Genomic DNA, 23,425 nt, shown 5'->3' on the forward strand with positions numbered 1-23,425 from the left:
CGGGAATCTATCGCAGAGAAGGGCTAATTTAAGGTTAAGATTGCTCAGGTTTCTGGACGGGCGTTGCACGGCCGCGTGCGCATGTCGGGAGAATTCCACCCGCCGTCGGAAGCCGCTTGGGGAGCCTGTCAGGACTGATGTCAGGCGCTGGCTTTCCCCGGACAGTCAGCATATCGGTTCAGCCTATTTGACCCAGTCGAGACCCATGTCCTGATAGAGGCTTCGGTCTTCGTCCCAGTTCGCGCTGACCTTGACGTGAAGATAAAGGTGGACCGGCCTGCCCAGAATACCGGACAGTTCGGCGCGGGCCTTCGTGCCGATTTCCTTGATCTGATGCCCGCCTTTGCCCAAGATAATGGCTTTCTGGCTGGCCTTTTCCACCAATATTTGCTGATGGATCTCGAGCGAACCGTCAGGCCGTTCCTTATATTGTTCCATAGCGATGGCGGTTGCATAGGGCAGTTCGGCATGCAGTTGCCGGAATACCTGCTCGCGGGTGATTTCTGCAGCCAGAATTCGTTCGCTGGCATCGGAAACCTGGTCGGCCGGAAAATGCCACGGGCCTTCCGGCATTGCTTGCACCAGATAAGACCGCAATTCCTGAAGTCCGTCGCCGGTTTTGGCGCTGATGAAAAACGTCTCATCGAAGTCCGCCAGTTCATGCAGTTTGACGACATGTCCGAGCATCTTGTCTTTCGCGGCGATATCGACCTTGTTCATGACAAGGATGATATTCTCGGAGCGATGCTTGATCCGGTCTACGATTGAGGTGACTTTGGTCCCGAGACCGGCGCGAGCATCAACCAGAAGGACGATGATGTCGGCGTCTTCCGCGCCTTCCCATGCTGCGGAAACCATCGCCCGGTCAAGCCGGCGATGCGGCTCGAAAATACCCGGCGTATCGACGAGCAGCAGCTGTGTGTCTTCCTCGATCGCGATGCCCAGCAGCCGCGTTCGCGTGGTTTGCGGTTTGGAACTGGTTATCGCGACCTTCTGGCCGACCAGCGCATTTATCAGAGTTGATTTTCCGGCATTCGGTGCGCCGATCAGCGCCACTACGCCGCATTTTTGTGTCATGTGAATGTTTCCAGAAATTTCTTGGCCGCTTCGGTTTGGGCCGCCTGAATGGCGGACGCAGTGGCCATAACTTCGCCGACATTGCGTACGCTCACCCGTACAGTGAACTTCAGGTCATGATCCGGGCCGCTTTTATCGACCAGTTCATATTCGGGGATTTTGCGATTATTGGCTGCGGCCCATTCCTGCAGCGCGGATTTCGGATGGCGAACATCGCCGGCCGTCGTGGAAACCCGGTTTTCCCAATGGCTGAGGATGAATTCGCGGGCGGCGTCCATACCATGATCGATATAGACTGCGCCAATCAGCGATTCCATTACGTCACCCAGGACCTTGACGCTCTTTCGCGCACCATCGTCGCGCGCCTGTTTGCCGAGGAGAACATGGTTGCCAACGCCGATCTGTCTGGCGACTTCACCACACACCGAACCGGAAACCAGACCGTTGAGTCGCTGCGACAATTGGCCTTCCGGCTCATTGGGAAACTGGTGATAGAGATGATCGGCGATCACCAGCCCCAAAACCCGGTCGCCGAGAAATTCGAGGCGCTGATAGTCTTTCTCTCCGTGGCTTCCATGCGTTGCCGCGCGAACATAGAGTTCCGGTGTCACAGGTTGTTTGCCGGTAATCTCTGCGATCCAGTTCAGAAAGTCGGGCCGGCTCAAAAACCTTCTCCGATCCGTTCCCAACGTGCTGCGGTAAACCAGGTCCATGGTTTGATCCATTCGGCCGAGCCGTCGGTTGAAAAAACCGAAACAAGTGCTTTTCCGACCAGATTTTCTTCCGGTACCATGCCGATAGCCTGGCCTTCCTGGGCCGGGAACCGGCTGTCTGCACTGCGATCCCTATTGTCGCCCATCAGAAACATGTGGCCATCAGGAACGACAAATGCCTGTGTGTTATCACCTTCCGAATCTTCGAAAATATCGAGGGTACGATATGTAACCCCGTTGGGGAGCGTCTCCTGAAACTGCGGATAGCGACAAATCGTGGAACCATCCTGTACTGCGGACACAAATTCCTCGCGGTAACAGGGGCTGTTGGGCGTGACTGGCAATTCGAAATCTTCTATTCTCTTGCGCGCGACAGGCGTTCCATTGATGGAGATAACGCCATTGGTAACCTGCACGATATCACCTGATAACGCGATAACCCGCTTAATATAGTCGTCCTGCGCGGTCGGCGGTGCTTTAAATACTACAACATCACCTGGTTCGGGTGAATGTGGCAAGACGCGTCCGGGAAGCAGCGGTAGATTGAACGGCAGGCTGTATCTGGAAAAGCCATAGGGCCATTTTGCCACCAGCAGATAGTCTCCGACCACCAGACGCGGCTGCATAGATTCCGACGGAATATTGAACGGTGACACGATAAAACTTCGCAAAATCAGAATGAATAATGCAAGTTTTACAAGGAACGCGACAAAGTCGCCTGTTTCCGATCGTTCTGCTTTGTTTCGCGCCATGCCGCCCCTTCGCCGACAATGGCAGTGGCGTCAAGATTTCTTGCAACCTGCCGATCCCTGCTATTTTCAACTTGAGGCCGGTCTGTCCGCCGGATAGGGCTAGTGCAACCAACGGGCACGCATGATTTACACTATCAGGATCGGATGATTGAATGACTTCAGACCAGTGGCAAAGCCTCAGGAGCCTTCCTCAGACAACTCTCACCAGTCTGTTTGAAGCGGATAGCAAGCGAGTCTCCGGTTTCGGATGGGAACAGGCTGGTATCTATTTCGATTTTTCGAAAACCCATCTCGACGACAAGACAGTCGGCGCTTTCTCTGCCCTCGCTGACGACATGGGACTGTCGCAACGCGTTCAGGCCCTGCTTTCCGGAGAGACGGTTAATATTAGCGAAGGCCGTGCGGCGGAGCATTGCGCGGAACGGGGCATCGGCAGTCCGCCAAGCGTCGAAAACGCGCAGGCGCTTCACCAGCGGATGAAAAGTCTGGTGGAAATTGTCGATTCCGGCGCGCTCGGCGAATTCACGCAGATCATTCATCTCGGCATCGGTGGCTCGGCACTGGGACCAAAAATGCTCCATCAGGCGCTCAAACTGGGCGACGAGAAATATGAACTGGCGGTGGTCTCGAATATCGACGGAGTCGCGCTTGAGCCGGTTCTGGAGCGCTTTGATGCAGGCAAAACGCTGCTGGTGATCGCCTCGAAGACATTTACCACCGCAGAGACCCTGATGAACGCCCAGTCGGTACTCGACTGGATGCGGGAGCAGGGCGTTGCGGATCCACTGGGGCAGGTGGTTGCACTGACGGCAAGCCCGGAACAGGCAGTGAAATGGGGCGTGGATGAAACGCGCATATTGCCGTTTTCGGAAACGGTCGGCGGACGCTATTCGCTCTGGTCGTCCATCGGTTTCAGCGTTGCTCTCGCGCTCGGCTATGATGTGTTCGCGGATTTGCTGGCGGGCGCTGCCCTTATGGATCAGCATTTCCGGGATAGCCCGTGGGACCAGAATATTCCGGTGCTAGCGGCCTTCGCCGATCAATATTATGCCCAGATCCGTGACTGTGAGACCCGGGCGGTATTCGCTTATGACGAGCGGCTGGGCTTGTTACCCGACTATCTTCAGCAGCTTGAAATGGAAAGTAACGGCAAAGCGGTGACGCTGGATGGCGAAGCGCTGGCTTTGCATTCCAGTCCGATCGTCTGGGGTGGTGTCGGCACCGATGCGCAGCATGCCGTGTTTCAGTTGCTGCATCAGGGGACCCATCTTGTGCCGGTTGAATTTCTTGCGGTTGTCGAACCGGGGGATTCGCTGGATCCGGCTCATCACAACGGCTTGTTGCTCAATTGTTTCGCTCAGGGCGCTGCGTTGATGGCGGGGAAAAAATCCGATGACAGTCATCGAAACTATCCGGGTGACAGGCCCTCAGTCACGATCTTATTGGAAGAGCTGGAAGCATCTTCACTCGGTGCGCTGCTGGCTTTTTATGAGCATCGGACGTTTGTGAATGCGGTGTTGCTAAACATCAATCCGTTTGACCAATTTGGCGTCGAGCTTGGCAAGCAAATGGCAAACAAGCTGGGAGCCGATGATGGTAACCGATTGGATGCATCGACCGAAGAGTTAAAGAAGCGGGCTTTTGGCGCCTGACAATAAGGAACGATAAATGGCTGAATATGATTATGACCTGTTCGTTATCGGGGCAGGTTCCGGCGGAACACGGGCTGCGCGGGTCTCCGCATCCTATGGCGCGAAAGTCGCGGTAGCCGAGGAATATCGGGTCGGGGGCACCTGTGTAATCCGCGGCTGTGTGCCAAAGAAACTGCTGGTTTACGGTTCGCATTTTTCCGAAGAACTGGAAGACGGAAAAAATTTCGGCTGGACCTGGGAGAATGCCAAATTCGACTGGACCAAATTGCGGGATCATGTCCTCAAGGATGTCGACCGGCTGAACAATGCCTATACCGATACCCTTAAAAATCATGGGGTTGAGATTATTCTCGAGCGCGCCGAGCTGGCGGGCCCGCATGAGATCAAGCTGGCGGGCGGAAAGACCGTTACGGCGAAATATATATTGATCGCGGTCGGCGCCTGGCCCGCCGTGGCTGATTTTCCCGGCAGCGGGCTGATGTCGACGTCCAATGAGATGTTCCATCTGGAGGCGCTGCCCGAATCGATCATCATCGCCGGCGGTGGCTATATTGCCAACGAGTTTGCCGGAATATTCAATGGCTTGGGCAGTGATGTGACGGTGGTTAACCGGTCCGATATCATCCTGCGCGGCTATGACGAAAGCGTGCGCGACCGGCTGATCCAGATTTCCCTCGCCAAAGGTATCAGCTATAAATTCAACTGCACATTTGACCGGATCGAGAAGCGGGATGACGGGGCGCTCGACGTGTACATGGACGGCAAAAAAGACCCGGTTCGTACCGATATTGTGCTCGCAGCAACCGGAAGACGACCAAAAGTTGACAATTTGGGGCTGGAAAAAGCCGGCGTTGCAACCAATGACAAAAACGCCATCATCGTCGATGATTATAGCCGGACCAATGTCGAAAATATCTATGCCGTAGGCGACGTCACGAATCGCGTGCAGCTGACGCCGATCGCCATCCGTGAAGGGCAGGCCTTTGCCGACACCGTGTTTGGCGACAATCCGCGCACGGTCGACTATGACAACATCCCGTCCGCGGTATTCTCGCAGCCGCCAATTGCCTCGGTTGGCCTGACCGAGAGCGAGGCGCGCAAGCAATATGGCAATATAAAAATCTATTCGTCGGATTTCCGGGCGATGCGCAATGTTTTTGCCGACCGGGCCGAGCGCAGCCTCTACAAGATGATCGTCGAGCATCCGACCGAGAAGATCCTCGGCTTGCACATGATCGGGCCCGATGCGCCGGAAATATTGCAGGCGGCAGCGGTCGCGGTGAAGGCAGGGCTAACCAAGCAGGCCTTTGACGATACGGTCGCGTTGCATCCCAGCATGTCCGAAGAGCTGGTACTGCTTAAATAGATAACGTTACGGCATCCATAGCATGAAGATATGGTTTAATCGGGCAATTAATTGCTATTGACGATTGCCTAACCGGCTGCTCTTTGACTAGGGCGTATCGCATCAAGTGATTCACAGCCGGGGGTTTAATGTCAGACATTATCGCACAATTGGAAGCCAAGCGCGCTGAAGCTATGCTCGGTGGCGGGCAAAAGCGGATTGATAGCCAGCATGCCAAGGGCAAGCTGACGGCGCGCGAGCGGATCGAAATTCTGCTCGACGAAGATTCGTTCGAAGAGATCGACATGTATGTGGAACATAATTGCGTCGATTTCGGAATGGACAAGACCAGGATCGCCGGCGACGGCGTGGTTACCGGCTCGGGCACGATCAACGGCCGACTGGTTTTCGTGTTCAGCCAGGACTTCACCGTATTCGGCGGCTCGCTCTCCGAACGCCATGCCGAGAAAATCTGCAAGGTCCTCGACAATGCCATGAAAGTCGGGGCGCCGGTGATCGGCATCAACGACAGCGGCGGCGCGCGTATTCAGGAAGGCGTGGCATCGCTTGGCGGCTATGCCGACGTGTTCCAGAAAAATGTTCTGGCCAGCGGCGTCATTCCTCAGCTCAGCCTGATCATGGGGCCCTGCGCCGGCGGTGCAGTCTATTCACCGGCGATGACCGACTTTATCTTCATGGTGAAAGACAGTTCTTATATGTTCGTCACCGGGCCCGATGTGGTCAAAACGGTGACCAACGAGATCGTTACGCAGGAAGAACTGGGCGGAGCGGTCACGCACACGACCAAGACGAGTGTCGCCGATGTCGCCTATGAAAACGATGTCGAAGCGCTGCTGGCAGCACGCGATTTCATCGACTTCATGCCGCTCTCCAACCGGGAAGAAGTGCCCGAGCGGCCGACCGCCGATCCGTGGGACCGGCTCGAGGAAAGCCTCGATACGCTGATCCCCGACAATGCCAACCAGCCTTATGACATGCACGAGGTCATCCGCAAGATGGTCGACGAGGGCGATTTCTTTGAAGTCCAGCCGGCCCATGCCGGCAATATCATCTGCGGCTTTGGCCGGATGGAAGGCGCCACCGTCGGCGTCGTTGCCAACCAGCCAATGGTGCTCGCCGGTTGCCTGGATATCAATGCGTCGAAGAAAGCGGCCCGTTTTGTCCGCTATTGCGATGCGTTCAACATTCCGATCGTCACTCTGGTGGACGTTCCCGGCTTCCTGCCCGGCACTTCACAAGAGCATAACGGTATCATCAAGCATGGCGCCAAGCTGCTCTTCGCCTATGCCGAAGCGACCGTGCCGAAGATCACCATCATCACCCGCAAAGCCTATGGCGGCGCTTATGACGTGATGGCGTCCAAGCATCTCCGCGGCGATCTCAACTATGCCTGGCCGACCGCGGAAATCGCCGTGATGGGCGCAAAAGGTGCGGTCGAGATCATCTTCCGTGGCAAGACCGAGGAAGAGATCGCGGAGCATACCGCGGAATATGAAGCGCGTTTCGCTAATCCGTTCGTCGCGGCCCAAAAGGGATTTATCGACGAAGTGATCATGCCGCATTCGACCCGTCGCCGGGTGGCTCTGGGATTACGGAAACTGCGCAATAAGCAGCTGGAGAATCCGTGGAAGAAGCATGACAATATTCCGTTGTAGGGGATAGAATGTGCCAACAGGATTAGTAGCCCTGCTCGACGATGTCGCAGCCATTGCGAAAGTTGCGGCGGCGTCGGTTGATGATATCGGTGCCGCAGCCGCGCGCGCGGGGACCAAATCCGCTGGCGTGGTGATCGACGATGCGGCGGTGACGCCGACTTATGTCACCGGTTTTGATCCGTCGCGCGAATTGCCGATGATCTGGAAAATCACCAAGGGGTCGTTCAAGAACAAGCTGGTCTTCTTGCTACCGGCTGCGGTTCTTTTGGGGCAATTTGCGCCCTTTTTGATACCGATCATCCTGATTTTCGGCGGATTGTTCCTCTGTTATGAAGCCGCCGAGAAGGTGCTGGAATTTTTCCACGTCGACGAGTCCACAAAGCATGACCAGCCCGCCATTATCGAGGGGCCGGGGCGGGAGAAGGAAATGGTCTCCGGCGCGATCCGTACCGACCTGATCCTGTCCGGCGAGATCATGGCGATTGCCCTGTCCGAACTGACCGACCAGGTCTGGTGGGAACAGGCAATCATCCTTGCGATCATTGGCATTGTGATTACCGTGGCGGTCTACGGCGCGGTTGCACTGATCGTGAAAATGGACGATATCGGCTTGCATATCGCGCAGAATAACGAGGGCGCGTTGCGCTCTTTCGGCCGCAGTCTGGTTCGGTTGATGCCCAAGCTGCTCTCCGCCCTGTCGATTATCGGCACCCTGGCCATGGCCTGGGTCGGTGGCGGATTGCTGGTGCACAATATTGCTGCGCTAGGCTGGCACGGGCCGGAACATCTGATCGACTGGCTCTCGCATCCTTTGCTCGGCCTGTTCCCGGCATCTGCCGAACTTATGGTTGGCGGGATTGCCTTTGCGCTCCTGTCGGGAATTCTCGGCGTGCTCGTCGGAGCCGGGATAGCGCCGCTTGTGCACAGATTCATTCCACATGGAGAAGGACATTAGATGAAATTGGGAAGATTGAACCATATCGGCGTGGCAACACCCGATCTTGACGCCTCTATTGCTTTCTATCGCGATGTCATGGGCGCTACCGATATCACCGAACCATTCGTGCTGGATTCGCAGAAAGTACGCGTCTGTTTCGTGAATACACCGGGCGAGGGCGAAACCGCCGGCACGCAGATCGAGCTTCTGCAGCCGACGGAAGCGGACAGCGCGGTTGGCAAATGGCTGGAGAAGAACCCGCTCGGCGGTCAGCATCATATCTGTTTTGAAGTGCCCGACATTCACGCCGCCAAGGCCGAGTTCGAAGCGATGGGCAAGCGAGTCCTCGGCGAACCGCGGATCGGCGCGCATGGTACGCTTATCTTTTTTGTGCATCCCAAGGATATGGGCGGAATGCTAACCGAAATTATGGAAACGCCCGAGGGGCATTAATCGCTGGATCGTCATCATCTACGGGACCGTCATCCTGAACTGGATTCAGGATCTCGAGGAGGCCCTGAAACAAGTTCAGGATGACGAAATATTTAAAAGGACCGAACATGGAATTCGAAAATATCAAGCTCGACATCACCGACCAAGTGGCCACGATCACGCTCAATAAGCCGGAGCGGCTGAACGCCTGCTCGCTGGACATGGCGGATGATATCAACGATGCGCTGGATCGTCTCAGCGATGCCCGGGCTCTGGTCATTACTGGCGAAGGCAAGGGCTTCTGCTCCGGCGCTGACCTGCAGGGCGGTCGCGACAGCGAGATTTCCGGCGGGCAGGGCAGCTACAAGGCCTTGATGCTCCATTATAATCCGATGCTGCTCAAGCTGCACAAGCTTAATATTCCAACGATCAGCGCGGTCAATGGCCCTGCCGCGGGCGTCGGCTGTTCGATCGGCCTGGCACCCGATTTCGTGGTCGCCAGCGAGAAAGCCTATTTTCTGCAAGCCTTCGTCAATATCGGGCTGGTTCCCGATGGCGGTGCCAGCTGGATGCTGACGCGTCTGGTCGGCAAAGCACGGGCCACCGAACTGATGATGCTGGGCGAGAAACTGCCTGCAGCCAAAGCGCTTGAATGGGGGGCCATCCACAAAGTCGTCGAAGCGGATGCCCTGATGGATGAGGCCATGGCCCTCGCCAAGCGACTGGCCGGCGGGCCAACTGTGGCGCTGGGCGTCATGCGCAAGAATCTTACCGAAGCACTGGAATGCGATTATGCGACTGCACTGCTTCGCGAGGCGGAAGGCCAGCGAATTGCCGGTGACAGCGAAGATGCGAGGGAAGGCGCTTTGTCTTTCCTGCAGAAGCGCAAGTCCGAGTTCAAAGGCAAGTGATGATTTGTATAACTAACGTATATAAGTGAAGCATTTTCCGTTCACCCAAGCATGGCGATATTATGACTGACAAACCGACGATCGAAGACTGGCAGGAACTGGCTGACAAGGAAGTCAAGGGGCGCGACCTTACCTGGGAAACGCCCGAGGGTATTGCTGTCAAGCCGCTCTACACGGCCGAAGATGCCGGCGATCCGGGTTTGCCGGGCTTTGGTCCGTTCACCCGGGGCGTGAAGGCGAGCATGTATGCCGGTCGGCCCTGGACGATCCGCCAATATGCCGGTTTTTCAACCGCCGAAGAGTCGAACGCCTTTTACCGTCGCAATCTCGCCGCAGGGCAGAAGGGGCTTTCGGTCGCCTTCGATCTCGCAACCCACCGTGGCTATGACAGTGATCATCCACGCGTGGTCGGCGATGTCGGCAAGGCTGGCGTCGCGATTGACAGCGTCGAGGATATGAAAATCCTGTTTGACCAGATTCCGCTCGACGAAATGTCGGTATCGATGACAATGAACGGCGCGGTCATTCCGTGCCTCGCTTTTTATATCATCGCGGCGGAAGAGCAGGGGGTTTCTCAGGAGAAGCTCTCCGGCACGATCCAGAATGATATTCTCAAAGAGTTCATGGTGCGCAACACCTATATCTATCCGCCGGCGCCTTCGATGCGGATCATTTCCGACATTATCGGTTATACATCGGAGCATATGCCGAAGTTCAACAGCATCTCGATCAGCGGCTATCATATGCACGAAGCCGGCGCGACGGCGGTGCAGGAACTGGCCTTCACCATTGCCGACGGCCGCGAATATGCCAAACAGGCGATGGCGACGGGTCTGGATATCGATGCCTTTGCGGGCCGGCTGAGCTTCTTCTTCGGCATCGGCATGAATTTCTTCATGGAAGTGGCCAAACTGCGCGCGGCGCGAACCCTGTGGCATCGCGTTATGACCGATCTCGGCGCTAAGTCGGAACGCTCGAAAATGCTGCGCACCCATTGCCAGACGTCGGGCGTCTCGCTGACCGAACAGGATCCATATAATAACGTGATCCGCACCACGATCGAAGCCATGGCCGCGACTTTGGGCGGAACCCAGTCGCTGCACACCAACGCGCTGGATGAAGCGATTGCGCTGCCGACCGATTTTTCGGCGCGTATTGCGCGGAACACCCAGATTGTGCTGCAGGAAGAGGCGGGCATAACCAAGGTCGTCGATCCGCTCGGCGGCAGCTATTATGTCGAGGCGCTGACCGAGGAACTGGTCGATAGGGCCTGGGAGATTATCGAACGCGTGAGTTCGGAAGGCGGCATGGCAAAAGCGGTTGCCGATGGCTGGCCGAAAGCCATGATCGAGGAAGCCGCTGCCGGTCGTCAGGCCGCCGTGGACAAGGGCGACGCGGTGATCGTCGGCGTCAACAAATACCGCCTTCCCGAAGAAGACGCGATGGAAACGCTCGATATCGACAATGCCAAGGTTCGGCAGGGCCAGATTGCCCGGCTCGAGAAAATGCGCGCCGATCGGGATGAAGCGGCCTGTCAGGCAGCGCTCAAGGCGCTAACCGACGGTGCGAAAGGCGGCGGCAATGTGCTGGCGCTCGCCGTCGATGCGGCGCGTCAGCGCGCTTCGCTCGGAGAGATTTCCGATGCGATGGAAGCGGTGTTCGGCCGTTACGAAACCAAGCCGACGCCGGTGAAGGGCATTTACGGCAAGGCCTATGAAAATGATGCCCGTTACGCGATGGTCATCGACGGCGTCGACGCGGTCTCGCAACGGCTTGGTCGCAAGCCGAAAATTCTGGTCGCGAAAATGGGGCAGGACGGCCATGATCGTGGTGCCAATGTCGTTTCCAGCGCCTTTACCGATATGGGCTTTGACGTGATTTCCGGGCCTCTGTTCCAGACGCCCGGCGAAACCCGCGATCTGGCTCTGGCGGAAAATGTCGACGCGGTCGGCGCGTCCAGCCTGGCGGCGGGCCACAAGACCCTGATCCCGGAACTGATCAACCTGCTGAAGGAATCCGGGCGCGGCGATATCAAGGTATTTGCCGGTGGCGTCATCCCGGCCAAGGATTATGAATTTCTCCGCAAAAGCGGCGTGGTCGGAATCTATGGACCGGGCAGCAATATTGTGGAATGTGCCGCGGACATCTTGAGACTGCTGGGGCATAATATGCCTCCCGAAGAGGAAGCTGCGGAATGAGTTTAGACGAAAATATCAGTGTACCTGCGCAGGCAGGTGCCCATCTCCCGCCATCGCGTCCGGACGAGCAGGTCCGAAATGGGTCCCTGCCTTCGCAGGGACACGAGGTCCGCAACGACTGGACGCGCGAGGACATCGCGGCCCTGTTCAACCTGCCGTTCGACGAACTGGTTTTCCAGGCCGCAACCGTCCACCGCGCCAACCACACGCCGGGCGAGGTGCAACTCTCGACTCTGCTGTCGATCAAGACCGGCGGCTGCCCCGAAGATTGCGGCTATTGCAACCAGTCTGCTGGTGCGAAGTCCGGCCTCAAGGCAGAAAAGCTGCTCGACGTTCGCACGGTGCTGCAAACCGCGGCGCAGGCGAAGGACCGCGGGAGCTCGCGCTTCTGCATGGGCGCTGCCTGGCGCAACCCCAAGGACCGCGACATGCCGGCGATCATCGAAATGATCAAGGGCGTCCGGCAGATGGGCATGGAAACCTGCATGACGCTGGGCATGCTGACCAAGGAACAGTCCGAAATGCTGTCCGAGGCAGGCCTCGATTATTACAACCACAATATCGACACCTCGCCGGAACATTATGAGAAGGTGATCACCACGCGCACCTTCGGCGACCGGCTCGAGACTCTGGAAAATGTCCGCAACAGCGGCATCAACGTCTGTTCCGGCGGTATCGTCGGCATGGGGGAGACCCGGGAAGACCGGGTCGGCTTTGTCCATGCTCTGGCGACCTTGCCGAAACATCCGGAAAGCGTTCCGGTTAATGCGCTGGTCCCGGTCAAGGGCACGGTGCTCGGCGATATGCTCGCCGACACGCCGCTGGCGAAGATCGACGATATCGAATTTGTCCGCACGATCGCGGTGGCACGGATTACCATGCCCGCCTCGATGGTCCGGCTGTCCGCTGGGCGGGAGAGCATGAGCGAAAGCACGCAGGCATTGTGTTTCCTTGCCGGTGCCAACAGCATCTTCACCGGCGACAAATTGCTGACCACCGGCAATGCGGGCGACGATGCGGACGAGACATTGTTCGCTAAACTGGGTCTGGTTCCAATGGAAGCCGAGCAGCGGGAATGCAAGCTGGAGGCGGCGGAGTGAGCTTATATTTTCGTCATGCTGAATTTGTTTCAGCATCCACTTATCAACAATCACCGTCAGTGCTTTTCGCACGATGGACCCTGATACAAGTTCAGGGTGACGAACTGCTGGAGTCATATTTTGTTTAAGAAAATCCTGATCGCAAACCGTGGTGAAATCGCCTGCCGGGTCATTCGCACTGCCCAGAAAATGGGGATCAAGACGGTTGCCGTCTATTCCGATGCGGATGCGCGCAGCCCCCATGTCAAAATGGCGGATGAAGCCGTGCATATCGGTGCGTCTCCTGCTGCGGAATCCTATCTGATCGCCGAAAAGATCATCCAGGCTTGCAAGGACACCGGCGCGGAAGCCGTGCATCCCGGCTATGGCTTCCTGTCCGAGCGGACCAGCTTTGCACAGGAACTGGCGGACAATGATATTGCCTTCATCGGGCCGCCACCCAATGCGATTGCGGCGATGGGCGACAAGATCGAGTCGAAGAAGCTCGCCGAAAAGGCTGGCGTCAGCGTTGTTCCTGGTCATATCGGCGAGATTGACGATACCGAACATGCTGTGCGCATTTCTTCGGACATCGGTTATCCGGTGATGATGAAGGCCAGCGCGGGCGGCGGCGGCAAGGGCATGCGGCTCGCTTGGAACGAGAAAGACGTTCGCGAAGGCTTTGAAGCGACCAAGCGCGAAGGCCTTGCCAGCTTTGGCGATGACCGTGTGTTTATCGAGAAATTCATCGAACAGCCGCGCCATATCGAAATCCAGGTGCTTGGCGACAAGCATGGCAATGTCATCTATCTCGGCGAACGCGAATGTTCGATCCAGCGACGCCACCAGAAGGTCGTCGAGGAAGCGCCATCGCCGTTCGTCGATCCCGAAATGCGCAAGAAGATGGGCGAACAGGCGGTCGCGCTGTCGCAGGCCGTGGGCTATTATAGCGCCGGTACGGTCGAGCTGATCGTCGGGGCGGATAAGAGCTTTTATTTCCTTGAAATGAACACCCGTCTGCAGGTCGAACATCCGGTCACCGAATATATCACCGGTCTCGATCTGGTCGAACAGATGATCCGCGTTGCCTATGGCGAAAAACTGCCGCTGACGCAGGATGATGTGACGCTGACCGGCTGGGCGGTCGAAAACCGCGTCTATGCCGAAGATCCTTATCGCGGCTTCCTGCCTTCCACTGGTCGTCTGGTCAAATATCGGCCACCGGAAGCGGAAGAAGGTATTCGCGTTGACGATGGCGTGGCCGAAGGCGGCGAGGTGTCGATCTTCTATGATCCGATGATCGCGAAGCTGATCACCTATGGCGAGACCCGCATCGAGGCAATTGATCGCCAGATCGACGCGCTGAACCGGTTCGAGCTGGTCGGTCCCGGTCACAATATCGATTTCCTCTCGGCGCTGATGCAGCACGAGCGTTTCCGCGAAGGCAATATCACCACCAATTTCATCGCCGAGGAATATCCCGACGGTTTTCACGGCGCTCCGGCATCCGACGAACTGCTGGTTAATCTTGCCGCCATTGGCGCTTTTGCCGCCACCGCCCATGCGGATCGGGCGCGCCGAGTCGACAATCAGCTTGGCAAGCGTCTCGAAGCGCCCTCCGAATGGCAGGTGAAGATCGGCGACAAGATCATGGATGTGCTGATTTCCGAAGAGGAAATCTCGGTCGATGGTACGGCTGTAGACCTGTCGATGGAATATACACCGGGCGATAGTCTGATTCTCGCCGAAGTTGCGGGCAAGCCGCTGTCGGTGAAGATCGCGAAAAGCTCCGACGGTTTCGCACTCAACAGTCATGGTGCAACCCACAAGGCACGGATCCTGCCCGCCCATGTTGCGCAACATGCGGTGCACATGATCGAGAAGATCCCGCCCGATCTGTCGAAATTCCTGCTTTGCCCGATGCCCGGCTTGCTGGTCGCGCTGCACGTGGGCGAGGGCGATAGCGTGGTCGAGGGGCAACCTCTGGCCGTGGTCGAGGCGATGAAGATGGAGAATATTCTTCGTGCCGAGAAAAATGGCGTGGTAAAATCGGTGGAAGCCGCGCAGGGTGATAGCCTTGCCGTTGATGCGGTGATACTCGAACTGGAATAGACCGATTGAACAACGCCTCGGGGAGGGCACAGATATGGCCAGTGACGCTGCGATAGCGGGACAACGCGAACCGACGCAGAAGGAAATAAGACTGGTCATAGCGGCGTCCTCCGCCGGCACCATTTTCGAATGGTACGATTTTTTCATCTACGGCACGCTCTTCTACATTATCGGGCCGACCTTTTTCCCCAGCGGCAATCCGACGCTGGAAATCCTGATGGTCTGGGCGACCTTCGCCATCGGCTTCGGTTTCCGTCCGGTGGGCGCCATTCTTTTCGGCTTTCTCGGCGACAAGCTGGGCCGCAAATATACGTTCCTTGTTACGGTTACCCTGATGGGGATTGCCACGGCAGGGGTTGGTTTCATTCCAAGCGCCGAGACGATCGGGCTGGCGGCGCCGCTGATCGTGATCTTTCTGCGGATATTGCAGGGTCTGGCGCTGGGCGGCGAATATGGTGGCGCGGCGATTTATGTCGCGGAACATGCGCCGACCAACAAGCGCGGCTATTATACCAGCTATATCCAGGCCAGCGTTGCCGGCGGGTTTGTCCTGTCGATCGGAGTCATTCTGGCCTGTCGCTTCCTGATTCCGGAACAGGAATTTAATGACTGGGGCTGGCGGGTGCCCTTCCTGCTGTCGATCATGCTGCTGGCAATATCACTGTGGATGCGTCTGAAGCTGAACGAGAGCCCCGTTTTTCAGGCAATGAAGGCGGCAGGTGAAACGGCGGGCAACCCTTTTGTCGAAAGTTTCACCTACCCTGGCAACAAGAAGCGGATTTTTGTCGCGCTGTTCGGCATCACCGGCGTGTTGACCACCATCTGGTATACCGCCTTCTTTTCCGGCATGTCCTTTCTTCGCGGGCCAATGAACATGGAGGCGCGCACCGTTGACATCGTCCTGTTTGTCTCCGGTCTGATTGCCATGTCGTTTTACCTTGTTGTTGGGAAATGGTCGGACCGGGTCGGGCGCAAGAAACCGATTGTCGTCGGTGCGCTGCTGTCGCTGCTGCTGCTCTTTCCAGCGTTCTGGGGATTGGGGCAGCTCGCCAATCCCGGTCTGGCGGAAGCCGCCAAGGCCCATCCCGTGCGGGTGGAGGGCAGTGCCTGCAGCACCGATCCTTTTGCCGAACTGTTCAGTCGGGAACAGAGCGATTGCGGTAAAATTCTGGAAACTCTGACATCTGCCGGCGTGTCCTATACATTGGTCGATGCCAGCGAACTGAAATTGAGCGCTGGCAACAACCCGATCGCTATCGAGCCCTCGTGGCTGGAAGACGGGGCTGCGCGCAGCAGCGGCATTCGCGCTGCGCTGGCCGTATATGGCTATGATTTTGCCAGGCAGCAGCCGGGCATGGCCAGCATATTGGGGATCGTTGCCATCTTGCTGGTGCTCGGGGCCCTCAGTGCCTTGACCTACGGATCGGTCGCCGCTCTGCTGTCAGAAATGTTCCCGGCCAAAATCCGCTATAGCTCGATGTCGATTCCCTATCATATCGGCGCCGGCTATCTCGGTGGCTTCCTGCCGCTGATTGCCGGATATATCGTGGCGCGTTCCGGCGATATATACGCCGGTCTCTGGTACACATGGGTGGTCGTCGCATTCGGTGCGGCCGTTGCCTGGTGGGGCATTCCCAACGACCCGGAAGCGGCTCTCGACGAAGCGGCCTAAAGGCCCTATCGGTCGCTTCATGAGTGACGACAAACCGAATATTCCGCCGACCGCACGCGTGAAGCTGGACTCAGACGCGCTGCTTGCCAACTGGCGCGCGCTTGACCTTATGTCGGGCGCAGCAAAGGCCGGAGCTGCGGTTAAGGCCAACGCTTATGGTCTGGGCGCCCGCAATGTCGTGGCCAGGCTGGTCGCGGCGGGTTGCACCGACTTTTTCGTCGCCAATTGGCAGGAAGCGCAGGAAATCGAAGACCTGACCACGGGCAAGGCACAAGTGTCGGTGCTCAACGGGGTGCGTGCAGCCGATTTGCCCTTCGCGCTCCGTTCTCCGGCCAAGCCTGTGCTGAACAGTCTTGAGCAGGTGCAGCGCTGGAAGTCCAGCGGCAGGTCCTGCGACATCATGATCAACAGCGGCATGAACCGGCTCGGTATCAATGTGGAAGATCTGGACGCCGGTCTGTTTGCCGGGATGGCGATCGATATGGTGATGAGCCACCTGGCCTCGGCCGACGAGGACGGGCCGCAAAATGGGGAGCAGCTCTCGCGATATAATGCTGCGCTGGAAATCGTGACCGGCAAGCGGGCCAGTCTTGCCAACAGCGCCGGTATCGCACTGGGGAGCAACTATCATTTCGATGTGACCCGCCCCGGTCTTTCTCTTTACGGCGGAATCCAGCGCCCGGATCTGGACGGCGTCATCACTCAGGTCGCAGTTCCGCAGGCGGAAATCATCCAGGTGCGCTCGCTTCAAGCGGGGGACAAGCTCGGCTATAACGCGCAATATATTGCGGCCGAACCGCACAAGGTCGGCATATTGGCGATGGGCTATGCCGATGGCTATTTGCGCGGTTTTTCCAACAACGGCATGTTCATGCATGACGGATATCTGCTGCCGGTGCTGGGCCGCGTGTCTATGGACCTGATCGCGATCGATCTTGCGGCAGCGCCCTATCTGCAAGAAGGCGACTGGGTCGACTGCGAATATGATCTGGAAGTTGCCTCTGCCCAGTCGGGCCTGTCGCAATATGAGCTGATCACCGGTCTTGGCAACCGGCTTGCCCGCGACTGGACATAGCGCCGTAACAATACTGTATTTCTACGCAGTTGCACAAAATATAAATGCTGCGCACAAAACACTGATAACGACAAAAGTTGCGGCAATGCACAAATAGGTTTAGTGCTCTTGCAACATATAAATAATTGTCGGTTGGAAAGTCCTCATCAAGAACAGGATTTTAACCCGTCGGGAGCAGATATGGCCAAGTCCAAGAACATAAATCCAGGTGATCCTATAACGATCAAGAAATATGCCAACCGGCGTCTCTACAACACCGAGACCTCGAGCTATATCACGCTCGACTTTCTCGCCGAGATGACTCGCAACGATCAGGATTTTATCGTGGTCGATGCGAAGACCGGCGAGGATATCACACATAATGTACTGACTCAGATCATCGTCGACGAGGAAAGCAGCGGCAAGCAGATGCTGCCGGTCAAATTCCTGCGTCAATTGATCTCCATGTACGGTAACAGCATGCAATCCCTGATGCCTTCCTATCTCGAGGCTTCGATGGATAATTTCCGCAAGAACCAGAAGCAGTTTCAGGAAGCGGTCGAAGGCGCGCTCAACAAAAACCCGCTCGGGCAGATGGCGGTGAAGAACCAGAAGCAATTTCAGGAAGCGGTAGAAAATGCGCTGAAGGCCAGTCCGTTGGCCGGGGTTTTCGAAAAGGCATTGAGTATCGGTCAGGGTGACCGGAACGAAAGCGAAGATGAAGCGGAAAATCAATTGTCCGACAAGGATATTGAAATTATGGAGCTGAAAAAACAGTTGGCGGATATCCAGTCCAAAATTGACAAGATCGACAACTGATCTTCAGCCCCATAACCCGCAGGAAAAACCAGTGAAGAAAAATGCCCTATCCATTACCCGGGAAAAAGATTTCGCGGGATGGTATCAACAGGTGATTACAGAAGCCGACATGGCCGAGGAGTCCGGCGTACGCGGCAGCATGATCATGCGGCCCTGGGGCTATGGCATCTGGGAACGGGTGCAATTTCTGATGGACCAGCGGATCAAGGCGTCTGGTCATGAAAATTGCTATTTCCCGCTGTTCATCCCGCTCAGCTATTTCTCGAAAGAGGCCGAGCATGTCGACGGCTTTGCCAAGGAGATGGCGGTTGTCACGCATCACCGGCTGATCAAGGGCGACGATGGCGGTCTGGTCGTCGATCCGGAAGCCAAGCTGGAAGAACCACTGGTCGTGCGGCCGACCTCCGAGACCGTGATCGGCACCGCTTTTGCCCGCTGGGTGCAGAGCTGGCGCGACCTGCCGGTGATGATCAATCAATGGGCCAATGTGGTGCGCTGGGAAATGCGGACCAGAATGTTCCTGCGGACCACGGAATTTCTCTGGCAGGAAGGCCATACGGCCCACGCCACAAAGGCCGAGGCGATGGAAGAAACGCTCAACGCACTGGAAATGTACCGCGACTTTTCGGAAAGCGTGCTGGCCATGCCGGTCGTCGCCGGAGAGAAACCGGAAAATGAACGTTTCCCAGGCGCCGATGCGACTTATTCGATCGAGGCGATGATGCAGGATGGCAAGGCCTTGCAGGCGGGCACCAGCCACTTCCTTGGCCAGACGTTCAGCAAGGCTCAGAATATCCGCTATCAGGACAAGGAAGGCGAGTTCCAGTTTGCCTACACGACCAGCTGGGGTACGTCGACGCGGATGATCGGCGGCGTCATCATGACCCATGGCGATGACGACGGCATGCGCGTGCCGCCGCTTATTGCGCCCTATCAGGTGGTGATCGTGCCGATGCTGCGCGACAAGCCGGAAGACGAAGCCGTGCTGGACTATTGCAAGGCGCTGGCGCAGGACATTGGCAAGCTGAGAGCCTTTGACGAACCGGTCCGGGTAAAGCTGGATATCACGGGCGCCAAGACCCAGACCAAGCGCTGGTCCTGGATCAAGAAAGGCGCGCCGGTCATATTGGAAATCGGACCGCGCGACATGGCCGACGACAAGGTGGCGATGATCCGGCGTGACGCGCTCTATCAGGACAGCGGCAAACTCGACACGAAATTTCTCGCCCGGGCGGATTTCATTCCGGAAATCCCGGTGCTTTTGTCCGAGGTCCAGTCGGCATTGCACGCGGAAGCCAGGCAGCGGCTTGAGGGCAATATCACGCGCGGTGTCGAACATTGGTCAGACGTCGAGCGGTTTTACAAAGAGAATAAGAAACATCCGGGCTGGCTCGAAGTGCAATGGTGCAAGGCCACCGCTGACGAACTGGACGGGATCGAAGAACGGCTGAAAAAGCTGAAGCTGACTTTCCGTAATGTTCCGGTGGATGCCGCGCCGGCAGACGGGGTCTGCATCTTCACCGGCAAGCCGGCGGTCGAGCGGATCATCATCGGCAAAGCATATTGATGGCAGGTCCGAGAAAAACCCACAAACCGAAGCAGGTTCCCACGCGCAAACAGATACTGGATTTTATCGAGCGGTCCGACCAGCAGGTCGGCAAGCGGGAAATCGCGAAAGCCTTCGGATTGCGGGGATCGGACAAGATTGCGCTGAAAGCGCTGCTTAAGGATATGGCCGATGAAGGGCTGATCGACAGCACGCCGGGACGGGCGTTCCACAAGATGGGCGGTATTCCCAAAGTTACCGTCCTCAAGATCGTTGAAATAGACGGCAATGAAGCGATCGGGATTCCCGAGCGCTGGGAAGCCGACAATGCGCCTGCACCTAAGCTGCGCATCAAGGAAAAAGGTCGCCGTGCGGCGCTGGCCGTTGGTGACCGGATTTTGGCACGGACAGAATCCCGCGGGCAGGGGCATGTCGCCTTTTTGATGAAGAAGCTCGCCCAAAGCAGCGAGATGCTGATGGGTGTGGTCGAGAAAGACGAACGCGACCGCTATTGGCTGAAGCCGGTAGACCGGAAAATTCGTCGCAGCACGCCAATTCTTGATCTTGGTGAAGCCGAACCGGGCAATCTGGTTCTGGCCGAACCGGTTAAGCGGGGATCCGAAGTCAAGGCGCGGGTGAAGGACATATTGGGCGATCCGTTCGCTCCCAAGTCGTTCAGCCTGATCGCCATTCACAAATTCGAGATACCGCTCCATTTTCCTGATGCGGTGAAAGAGGAAGCGGAACAGGCGATCAGACTGCCGGTGTCGAAGGAAAAGCGGGAAGATCTTCGGCATCTGCCGATTGTCGCGATCGATCCGGCCGATGCCCGCGACCATGATGACGCGATATGGGCCGAGCCGGATGATAGTCCGGATAACAAGGGCGGCTTCAAGGCGCTGATCGCCATCGCCGATGTGTCCTATTATGTCCGTTCGGGCAGCAAGCTCGACCGCGAAGCCTATAAGCGCGGAAACAGCGTCTATTTCCCCGATCGGGTCGTGCCGATGTTGCCGGAAGCATTGTCCACCGATGTCTGTTCGCTGAAACAGGGCGTCGACCGGGCGGCTTTGGTCTGTCACGTCACCATCGACGCGAAAGGGAAGGTGATCGGTTCCCGCTTTACCCGCGCGATCGTCAAGCTTGCGGGCAATATCGCCTATGAAGATGCCCAGGCAGCGATGGACGGGAAACGGGATCATCCGCTGAAGAACAATGCGCTGAAACCTCTGTGGGCTTGCTGGAAGCTGCTCGCCAAGGCGCGCGACGAACGCGAACCGCTCAATCTGGATCTACCGGAAAAGCGGGTGGTGCTCGACGATCAGGGCAAGATTGTCGAAATCGCCGTCCGCGAACGGCTCGATGCGCATCGTCTGGTCGAGGATTTTATGATCGTCGCCAATGTCGCGGCGGCGCGGATGCTGGAATCGAAAAAATCTCCGGTCATCTATCGGGTGCACGAAACGCCATCCCGCGAGAAGCTGATCGCGCTGAAGGATTACCTCAAAAGCTTCGACATGAGCTTTGCCATGGGGCAGGTGATCAAGCCGGCGGTGTTCAACAATCTGATCCGGCAGGTCGACGACGAACTGCTGCTGCCTCTGGTCATGGAACAGATTTTGCGCAGCCAGACCCAGGCTTATTACGGCCATACCAATATGGGCCATTTCGGCCTGTCGCTGGGCAGTTACGCCCATTTCACCAGCCCGATCCGGCGCTATGCCGATCTGGTCGTGCACCGTGCGCTGGTCACCGCTTGCAAGCTGGAACAACCGGCGCCACAAAACAGCGCCATTCCGGAATTTTCCGGACTGGGCAAGGAAGAGGCCGGGCGTCTCGAACGGATTTCCGAAACAATTTCCAAGCTCGAACGCCGCGCGATGAAGGCGGAATGGGAAACCGTGGACCGCTATATCTCGGCCCATCTCGCAAACCGGATCGGCGAGGTTGTCAAATGCCGGATCACCGGCGTCCAGAATTTCGGCTTTTTTGCTACGGTCGAGGAGCTCGGCGGCGATGGTCTGGTGCCGGTTCGGACGCTGGGCGCCGAACGGTTCGACTATGACGAGGCCAAGCAGCAGCTGACCGGCATGGAGAGCGGCACTGCCTATAATATCGGCCAGAAGATCGAACTGCGTCTGGTCGAGGCGAATGCCGCCACCGGCAGCCTGTTGTTCGAATTGCCCGAAGGCGCCAATCATATGGGATCGCGTCCTGCGCCCAATTGGCCGGGCAAAGGCAAGGGCAAAGTCCATCGCAAGGGGAAACCGGGACGGCCTGCCAATATTCGGGGAAACAAAGGCAAGGCCCGGAGAAAGAAATAGTTCATTGTCACCGGGCAACCAATGCGCTCGAATAGGGGTATAGATTATCAACAGAAAAGGAATTCCCCCCTATGCCTAATATCCTTCCGACACAGACAGTCCCCGATTTCACGGTTCCGCTGATCGATGGTGGCCAGTTCCAGCTGAGCCAGCGGCTTGGCGAAAATTTCACGCTGCTGCTATTCTATCGCGGCGTGCACTGCCCGATCTGCAAGATGCAGTTGCGCGATTTGCAGCGCAAACTTGGCGATTTTGCCGAGCGCGGTATCACCGTCGTCGCGATCAGCATGGACAGCAAGGAACGGGCGGAGAAATCGGTCGAAGAGTGGGGCATTGACGATTTGCTGCTCGGCTACGGGCTCGGTGAAGATCTGGCCCGCGATATGGGGCTCTATATTTCATCGGGTCGTCCGGGCAGCAAAGAGCCGTCGATCTTCTCCGAACCGGCGATGCTGCTGGTCAGGCCCGACCAGACGCTTTATTTCGCCAGCATCCAGAGCATGCCCTTCACCCGGCCGCCGCTCGACGAACTGCTCAAGGGTATCGATTTCGCGCTGGAAAACGACTATCCCGCCCGCGGCGAACTGGCAAAAGCGGACTAGCTCAACCGGTCAATCTCTTCCTTGGTCAGTGCCCCGGGTACAACCATCACCGGGCAGGGCAGAGTCCCTGCCTCGGTGGCGGCAAAATGACTGACCAGCGGTCCGGGCGCGCCCGTGGCCGCGGCTCCCAGCACCAGTGCGCCCAGGCCGTCGACTTCGTCCATCATCTCCCGTACCACTTTAGGGCCCTTGCCCTGTTTGACCGTGATCGAGGGACGGATGCCCGTTTCCTCGAACAATGTGCCGGCCGCGCTGGAGACCAGTGCCTCGGCGCGACTCTTCGCTTCTTCCTCGAGCGTCGCCTGCACGCCACCCCAGGCCACGAAGTCCTCGCTCTCCACCAGCGCCAGAATATGCAGGGCGCTGTTCGTCTTCATTGCCCGGCGCGAGGCGAAGCGCAGCGCGAGGCTGGCCTCGTCGGTCTCGTCGATTACTACCAGATAGGTGCGCATGAACCATCCTCTCCCTGTCAAAAACACTTGTTGCGATAAAAACAGCCGCAAGGCAAGCGACTGGCCTTGACG

At 57.4% G+C, this 23,425-nt stretch carries 19 protein-coding genes; 15 read left to right on the forward strand and 4 right to left on the reverse strand.

Going from position 1 to position 23,425, the window contains the following annotated elements:
* Positions 1-183: 183 nt before the first annotated feature.
* Genes era through lepB form a run of 3 tightly spaced genes read right to left on the reverse strand, consistent with a single transcriptional unit; the run spans position 184 to position 2,542 of the window.
* Positions 184-1,077, reverse strand: a complete 894-nt coding sequence (gene era, locus BOSE62_RS04545) for a GTPase Era (RefSeq protein WP_159642460.1) — start codon at positions 1,075-1,077, stop codon at positions 184-186.
* Entirely contained in the window at positions 1,074-1,790 is a 717-nt protein-coding gene (rnc, locus tag BOSE62_RS04550; protein ID WP_159642462.1) for a ribonuclease III, read from the reverse strand. The genes era and rnc overlap by 4 nt, the downstream gene beginning before the upstream one ends.
* Positions 1,739-2,542, reverse strand: a complete 804-nt coding sequence (gene lepB, locus BOSE62_RS04555) for a signal peptidase I (protein ID WP_159642464.1) — start codon at positions 2,540-2,542, stop codon at positions 1,739-1,741. The genes rnc and lepB overlap by 52 nt, the downstream gene beginning before the upstream one ends.
* Positions 2,543-2,694: 152 nt before the next feature.
* Here lepB and pgi point away from each other — a divergent pair, with 152 nt between their 5' ends.
* From pgi to BOSE62_RS04630, 15 genes are all read left to right on the forward strand, one after another.
* Positions 2,695-4,194, forward strand: coding sequence for a glucose-6-phosphate isomerase (gene pgi, locus BOSE62_RS04560; protein WP_159642466.1), 1,500 nt, complete (start codon positions 2,695-2,697; stop codon positions 4,192-4,194).
* Positions 4,195-4,210: 16 nt separating this feature from the next.
* Entirely contained in the window at positions 4,211-5,560 is a 1,350-nt protein-coding gene (gene gorA, locus BOSE62_RS04565; RefSeq protein WP_159642468.1) for a glutathione-disulfide reductase, read from the forward strand.
* Positions 5,561-5,688: 128 nt separating this feature from the next.
* Entirely contained in the window at positions 5,689-7,215 is a 1,527-nt protein-coding gene (locus BOSE62_RS04570) for an acyl-CoA carboxylase subunit beta (RefSeq protein WP_159642470.1), read from the forward strand.
* Between the two features lie 10 nt (positions 7,216-7,225).
* Positions 7,226-8,170: a DUF808 domain-containing protein gene (locus BOSE62_RS04575; protein WP_159642472.1), complete on the forward strand. Its 945-nt coding sequence runs from the start codon at positions 7,226-7,228 to the stop codon at positions 8,168-8,170.
* Complete coding sequence (gene mce / locus BOSE62_RS04580) at positions 8,171-8,605, forward strand: methylmalonyl-CoA epimerase (protein ID WP_159642474.1); 435 nt, start codon at positions 8,171-8,173, stop codon at positions 8,603-8,605. It abuts the gene before it with no gap.
* Between the two features lie 107 nt (positions 8,606-8,712).
* Complete coding sequence (locus BOSE62_RS04585) at positions 8,713-9,495, forward strand: enoyl-CoA hydratase-related protein (protein ID WP_159642475.1); 783 nt, start codon at positions 8,713-8,715, stop codon at positions 9,493-9,495.
* A 62-nt stretch (positions 9,496-9,557) separates the two neighbouring features.
* On the forward strand, positions 9,558-11,693 hold the full coding sequence (scpA, locus tag BOSE62_RS04590; RefSeq protein WP_159642477.1) for a methylmalonyl-CoA mutase: 2,136 nt from the start codon (positions 9,558-9,560) through the stop codon (positions 11,691-11,693).
* Positions 11,690-12,793 carry a biotin synthase BioB gene (gene bioB / locus BOSE62_RS04595; protein ID WP_159642479.1) on the forward strand — a complete coding sequence of 368 codons (1,104 nt, stop codon included), beginning with the start codon at positions 11,690-11,692 and terminating at the stop codon, positions 12,791-12,793. The genes scpA and bioB overlap by 4 nt, the downstream gene beginning before the upstream one ends.
* 117 nt (positions 12,794-12,910) lie before the next feature.
* On the forward strand, positions 12,911-14,884 hold the full coding sequence (locus BOSE62_RS04600) for an acetyl-CoA carboxylase biotin carboxylase subunit (RefSeq protein ID WP_159647892.1): 1,974 nt from the start codon (positions 12,911-12,913) through the stop codon (positions 14,882-14,884).
* Between the two features lie 34 nt (positions 14,885-14,918).
* On the forward strand, positions 14,919-16,556 hold the full coding sequence (locus BOSE62_RS04605; RefSeq protein WP_159642481.1) for an MFS transporter: 1,638 nt from the start codon (positions 14,919-14,921) through the stop codon (positions 16,554-16,556).
* Positions 16,557-16,575: 19 nt separating this feature from the next.
* Complete coding sequence (gene alr / locus BOSE62_RS04610) at positions 16,576-17,631, forward strand: alanine racemase (RefSeq protein WP_159642483.1); 1,056 nt, start codon at positions 16,576-16,578, stop codon at positions 17,629-17,631.
* A gap of 180 nt (positions 17,632-17,811) precedes the next feature.
* The gene (gene phaR / locus BOSE62_RS04615; protein ID WP_159642485.1) at positions 17,812-18,429 is read left to right on the forward strand and encodes a polyhydroxyalkanoate synthesis repressor PhaR; all 618 of its coding nucleotides are present in this window, start codon (positions 17,812-17,814) and stop codon (positions 18,427-18,429) included.
* Positions 18,430-18,460: 31 nt separating this feature from the next.
* Positions 18,461-19,996 (forward strand): proline--tRNA ligase, encoded by a 1,536-nt coding sequence (gene proS, locus BOSE62_RS04620; protein WP_159642487.1) that lies wholly within the window; start codon positions 18,461-18,463, stop codon positions 19,994-19,996.
* Positions 19,996-22,299 (forward strand): ribonuclease R, encoded by a 2,304-nt coding sequence (gene rnr / locus BOSE62_RS04625; RefSeq protein ID WP_159642489.1) that lies wholly within the window; start codon positions 19,996-19,998, stop codon positions 22,297-22,299. Before proS ends, rnr begins: the two co-directional genes overlap by 1 nt.
* Positions 22,300-22,370: 71 nt before the next feature.
* The gene (locus BOSE62_RS04630; protein ID WP_159642491.1) at positions 22,371-22,901 is read left to right on the forward strand and encodes a peroxiredoxin-like family protein; all 531 of its coding nucleotides are present in this window, start codon (positions 22,371-22,373) and stop codon (positions 22,899-22,901) included.
* Here the strand turns inward: BOSE62_RS04630 and BOSE62_RS04635 are convergent.
* A complete protein-coding gene (locus BOSE62_RS04635) occupies positions 22,898-23,353 on the reverse strand; it encodes a universal stress protein (protein ID WP_159642493.1) in 456 nt (151 codons plus the stop codon). The genes BOSE62_RS04630 and BOSE62_RS04635 overlap by 4 nt on opposite strands.
* Between the last annotated feature and the right edge of the window lie 72 nt (positions 23,354-23,425).

Source organism: Sphingorhabdus sp. 109 (assembly GCF_902506555.1).
Lineage (GTDB): Bacteria > Pseudomonadota > Alphaproteobacteria > Sphingomonadales > Sphingomonadaceae > Parasphingorhabdus.

What these genes read in the sequence shown, in the direction of transcription:
- era (WP_159642460.1), bottom strand. Translation starts at nt 1,077, where the DNA reads ATGACACAAAAATGCGGCGTAGTGGCGCTGATCGGCGCACCGAATGCC.
- rnc (WP_159642462.1), bottom strand. Translation starts at nt 1,790, where the DNA reads ATGGACCTGGTTTACCGCAGCACGTTGGGAACGGATCGGAGAAGGTTT.
- lepB (WP_159642464.1), bottom strand. Translation starts at nt 2,542, where the DNA reads ATGGCGCGAAACAAAGCAGAACGATCGGAAACAGGCGACTTTGTCGCG.
- pgi (WP_159642466.1), top strand. Translation starts at nt 2,695, where the DNA reads ATGACTTCAGACCAGTGGCAAAGCCTCAGGAGCCTTCCTCAGACAACT.
- gorA (WP_159642468.1), top strand. Translation starts at nt 4,211, where the DNA reads ATGGCTGAATATGATTATGACCTGTTCGTTATCGGGGCAGGTTCCGGC.
- BOSE62_RS04570 (WP_159642470.1), top strand. Translation starts at nt 5,689, where the DNA reads ATGTCAGACATTATCGCACAATTGGAAGCCAAGCGCGCTGAAGCTATG.
- mce (WP_159642474.1), top strand. Translation starts at nt 8,171, where the DNA reads ATGAAATTGGGAAGATTGAACCATATCGGCGTGGCAACACCCGATCTT.
- BOSE62_RS04585 (WP_159642475.1), top strand. Translation starts at nt 8,713, where the DNA reads ATGGAATTCGAAAATATCAAGCTCGACATCACCGACCAAGTGGCCACG.
- scpA (WP_159642477.1), top strand. Translation starts at nt 9,558, where the DNA reads ATGACTGACAAACCGACGATCGAAGACTGGCAGGAACTGGCTGACAAG.
- bioB (WP_159642479.1), top strand. Translation starts at nt 11,690, where the DNA reads ATGAGTTTAGACGAAAATATCAGTGTACCTGCGCAGGCAGGTGCCCAT.
- BOSE62_RS04605 (WP_159642481.1), top strand. Translation starts at nt 14,919, where the DNA reads ATGGCCAGTGACGCTGCGATAGCGGGACAACGCGAACCGACGCAGAAG.
- alr (WP_159642483.1), top strand. Translation starts at nt 16,576, where the DNA reads ATGAGTGACGACAAACCGAATATTCCGCCGACCGCACGCGTGAAGCTG.
- phaR (WP_159642485.1), top strand. Translation starts at nt 17,812, where the DNA reads ATGGCCAAGTCCAAGAACATAAATCCAGGTGATCCTATAACGATCAAG.
- rnr (WP_159642489.1), top strand. Translation starts at nt 19,996, where the DNA reads ATGGCAGGTCCGAGAAAAACCCACAAACCGAAGCAGGTTCCCACGCGC.
- BOSE62_RS04630 (WP_159642491.1), top strand. Translation starts at nt 22,371, where the DNA reads ATGCCTAATATCCTTCCGACACAGACAGTCCCCGATTTCACGGTTCCG.
- BOSE62_RS04635 (WP_159642493.1), bottom strand. Translation starts at nt 23,353, where the DNA reads ATGCGCACCTATCTGGTAGTAATCGACGAGACCGACGAGGCCAGCCTC.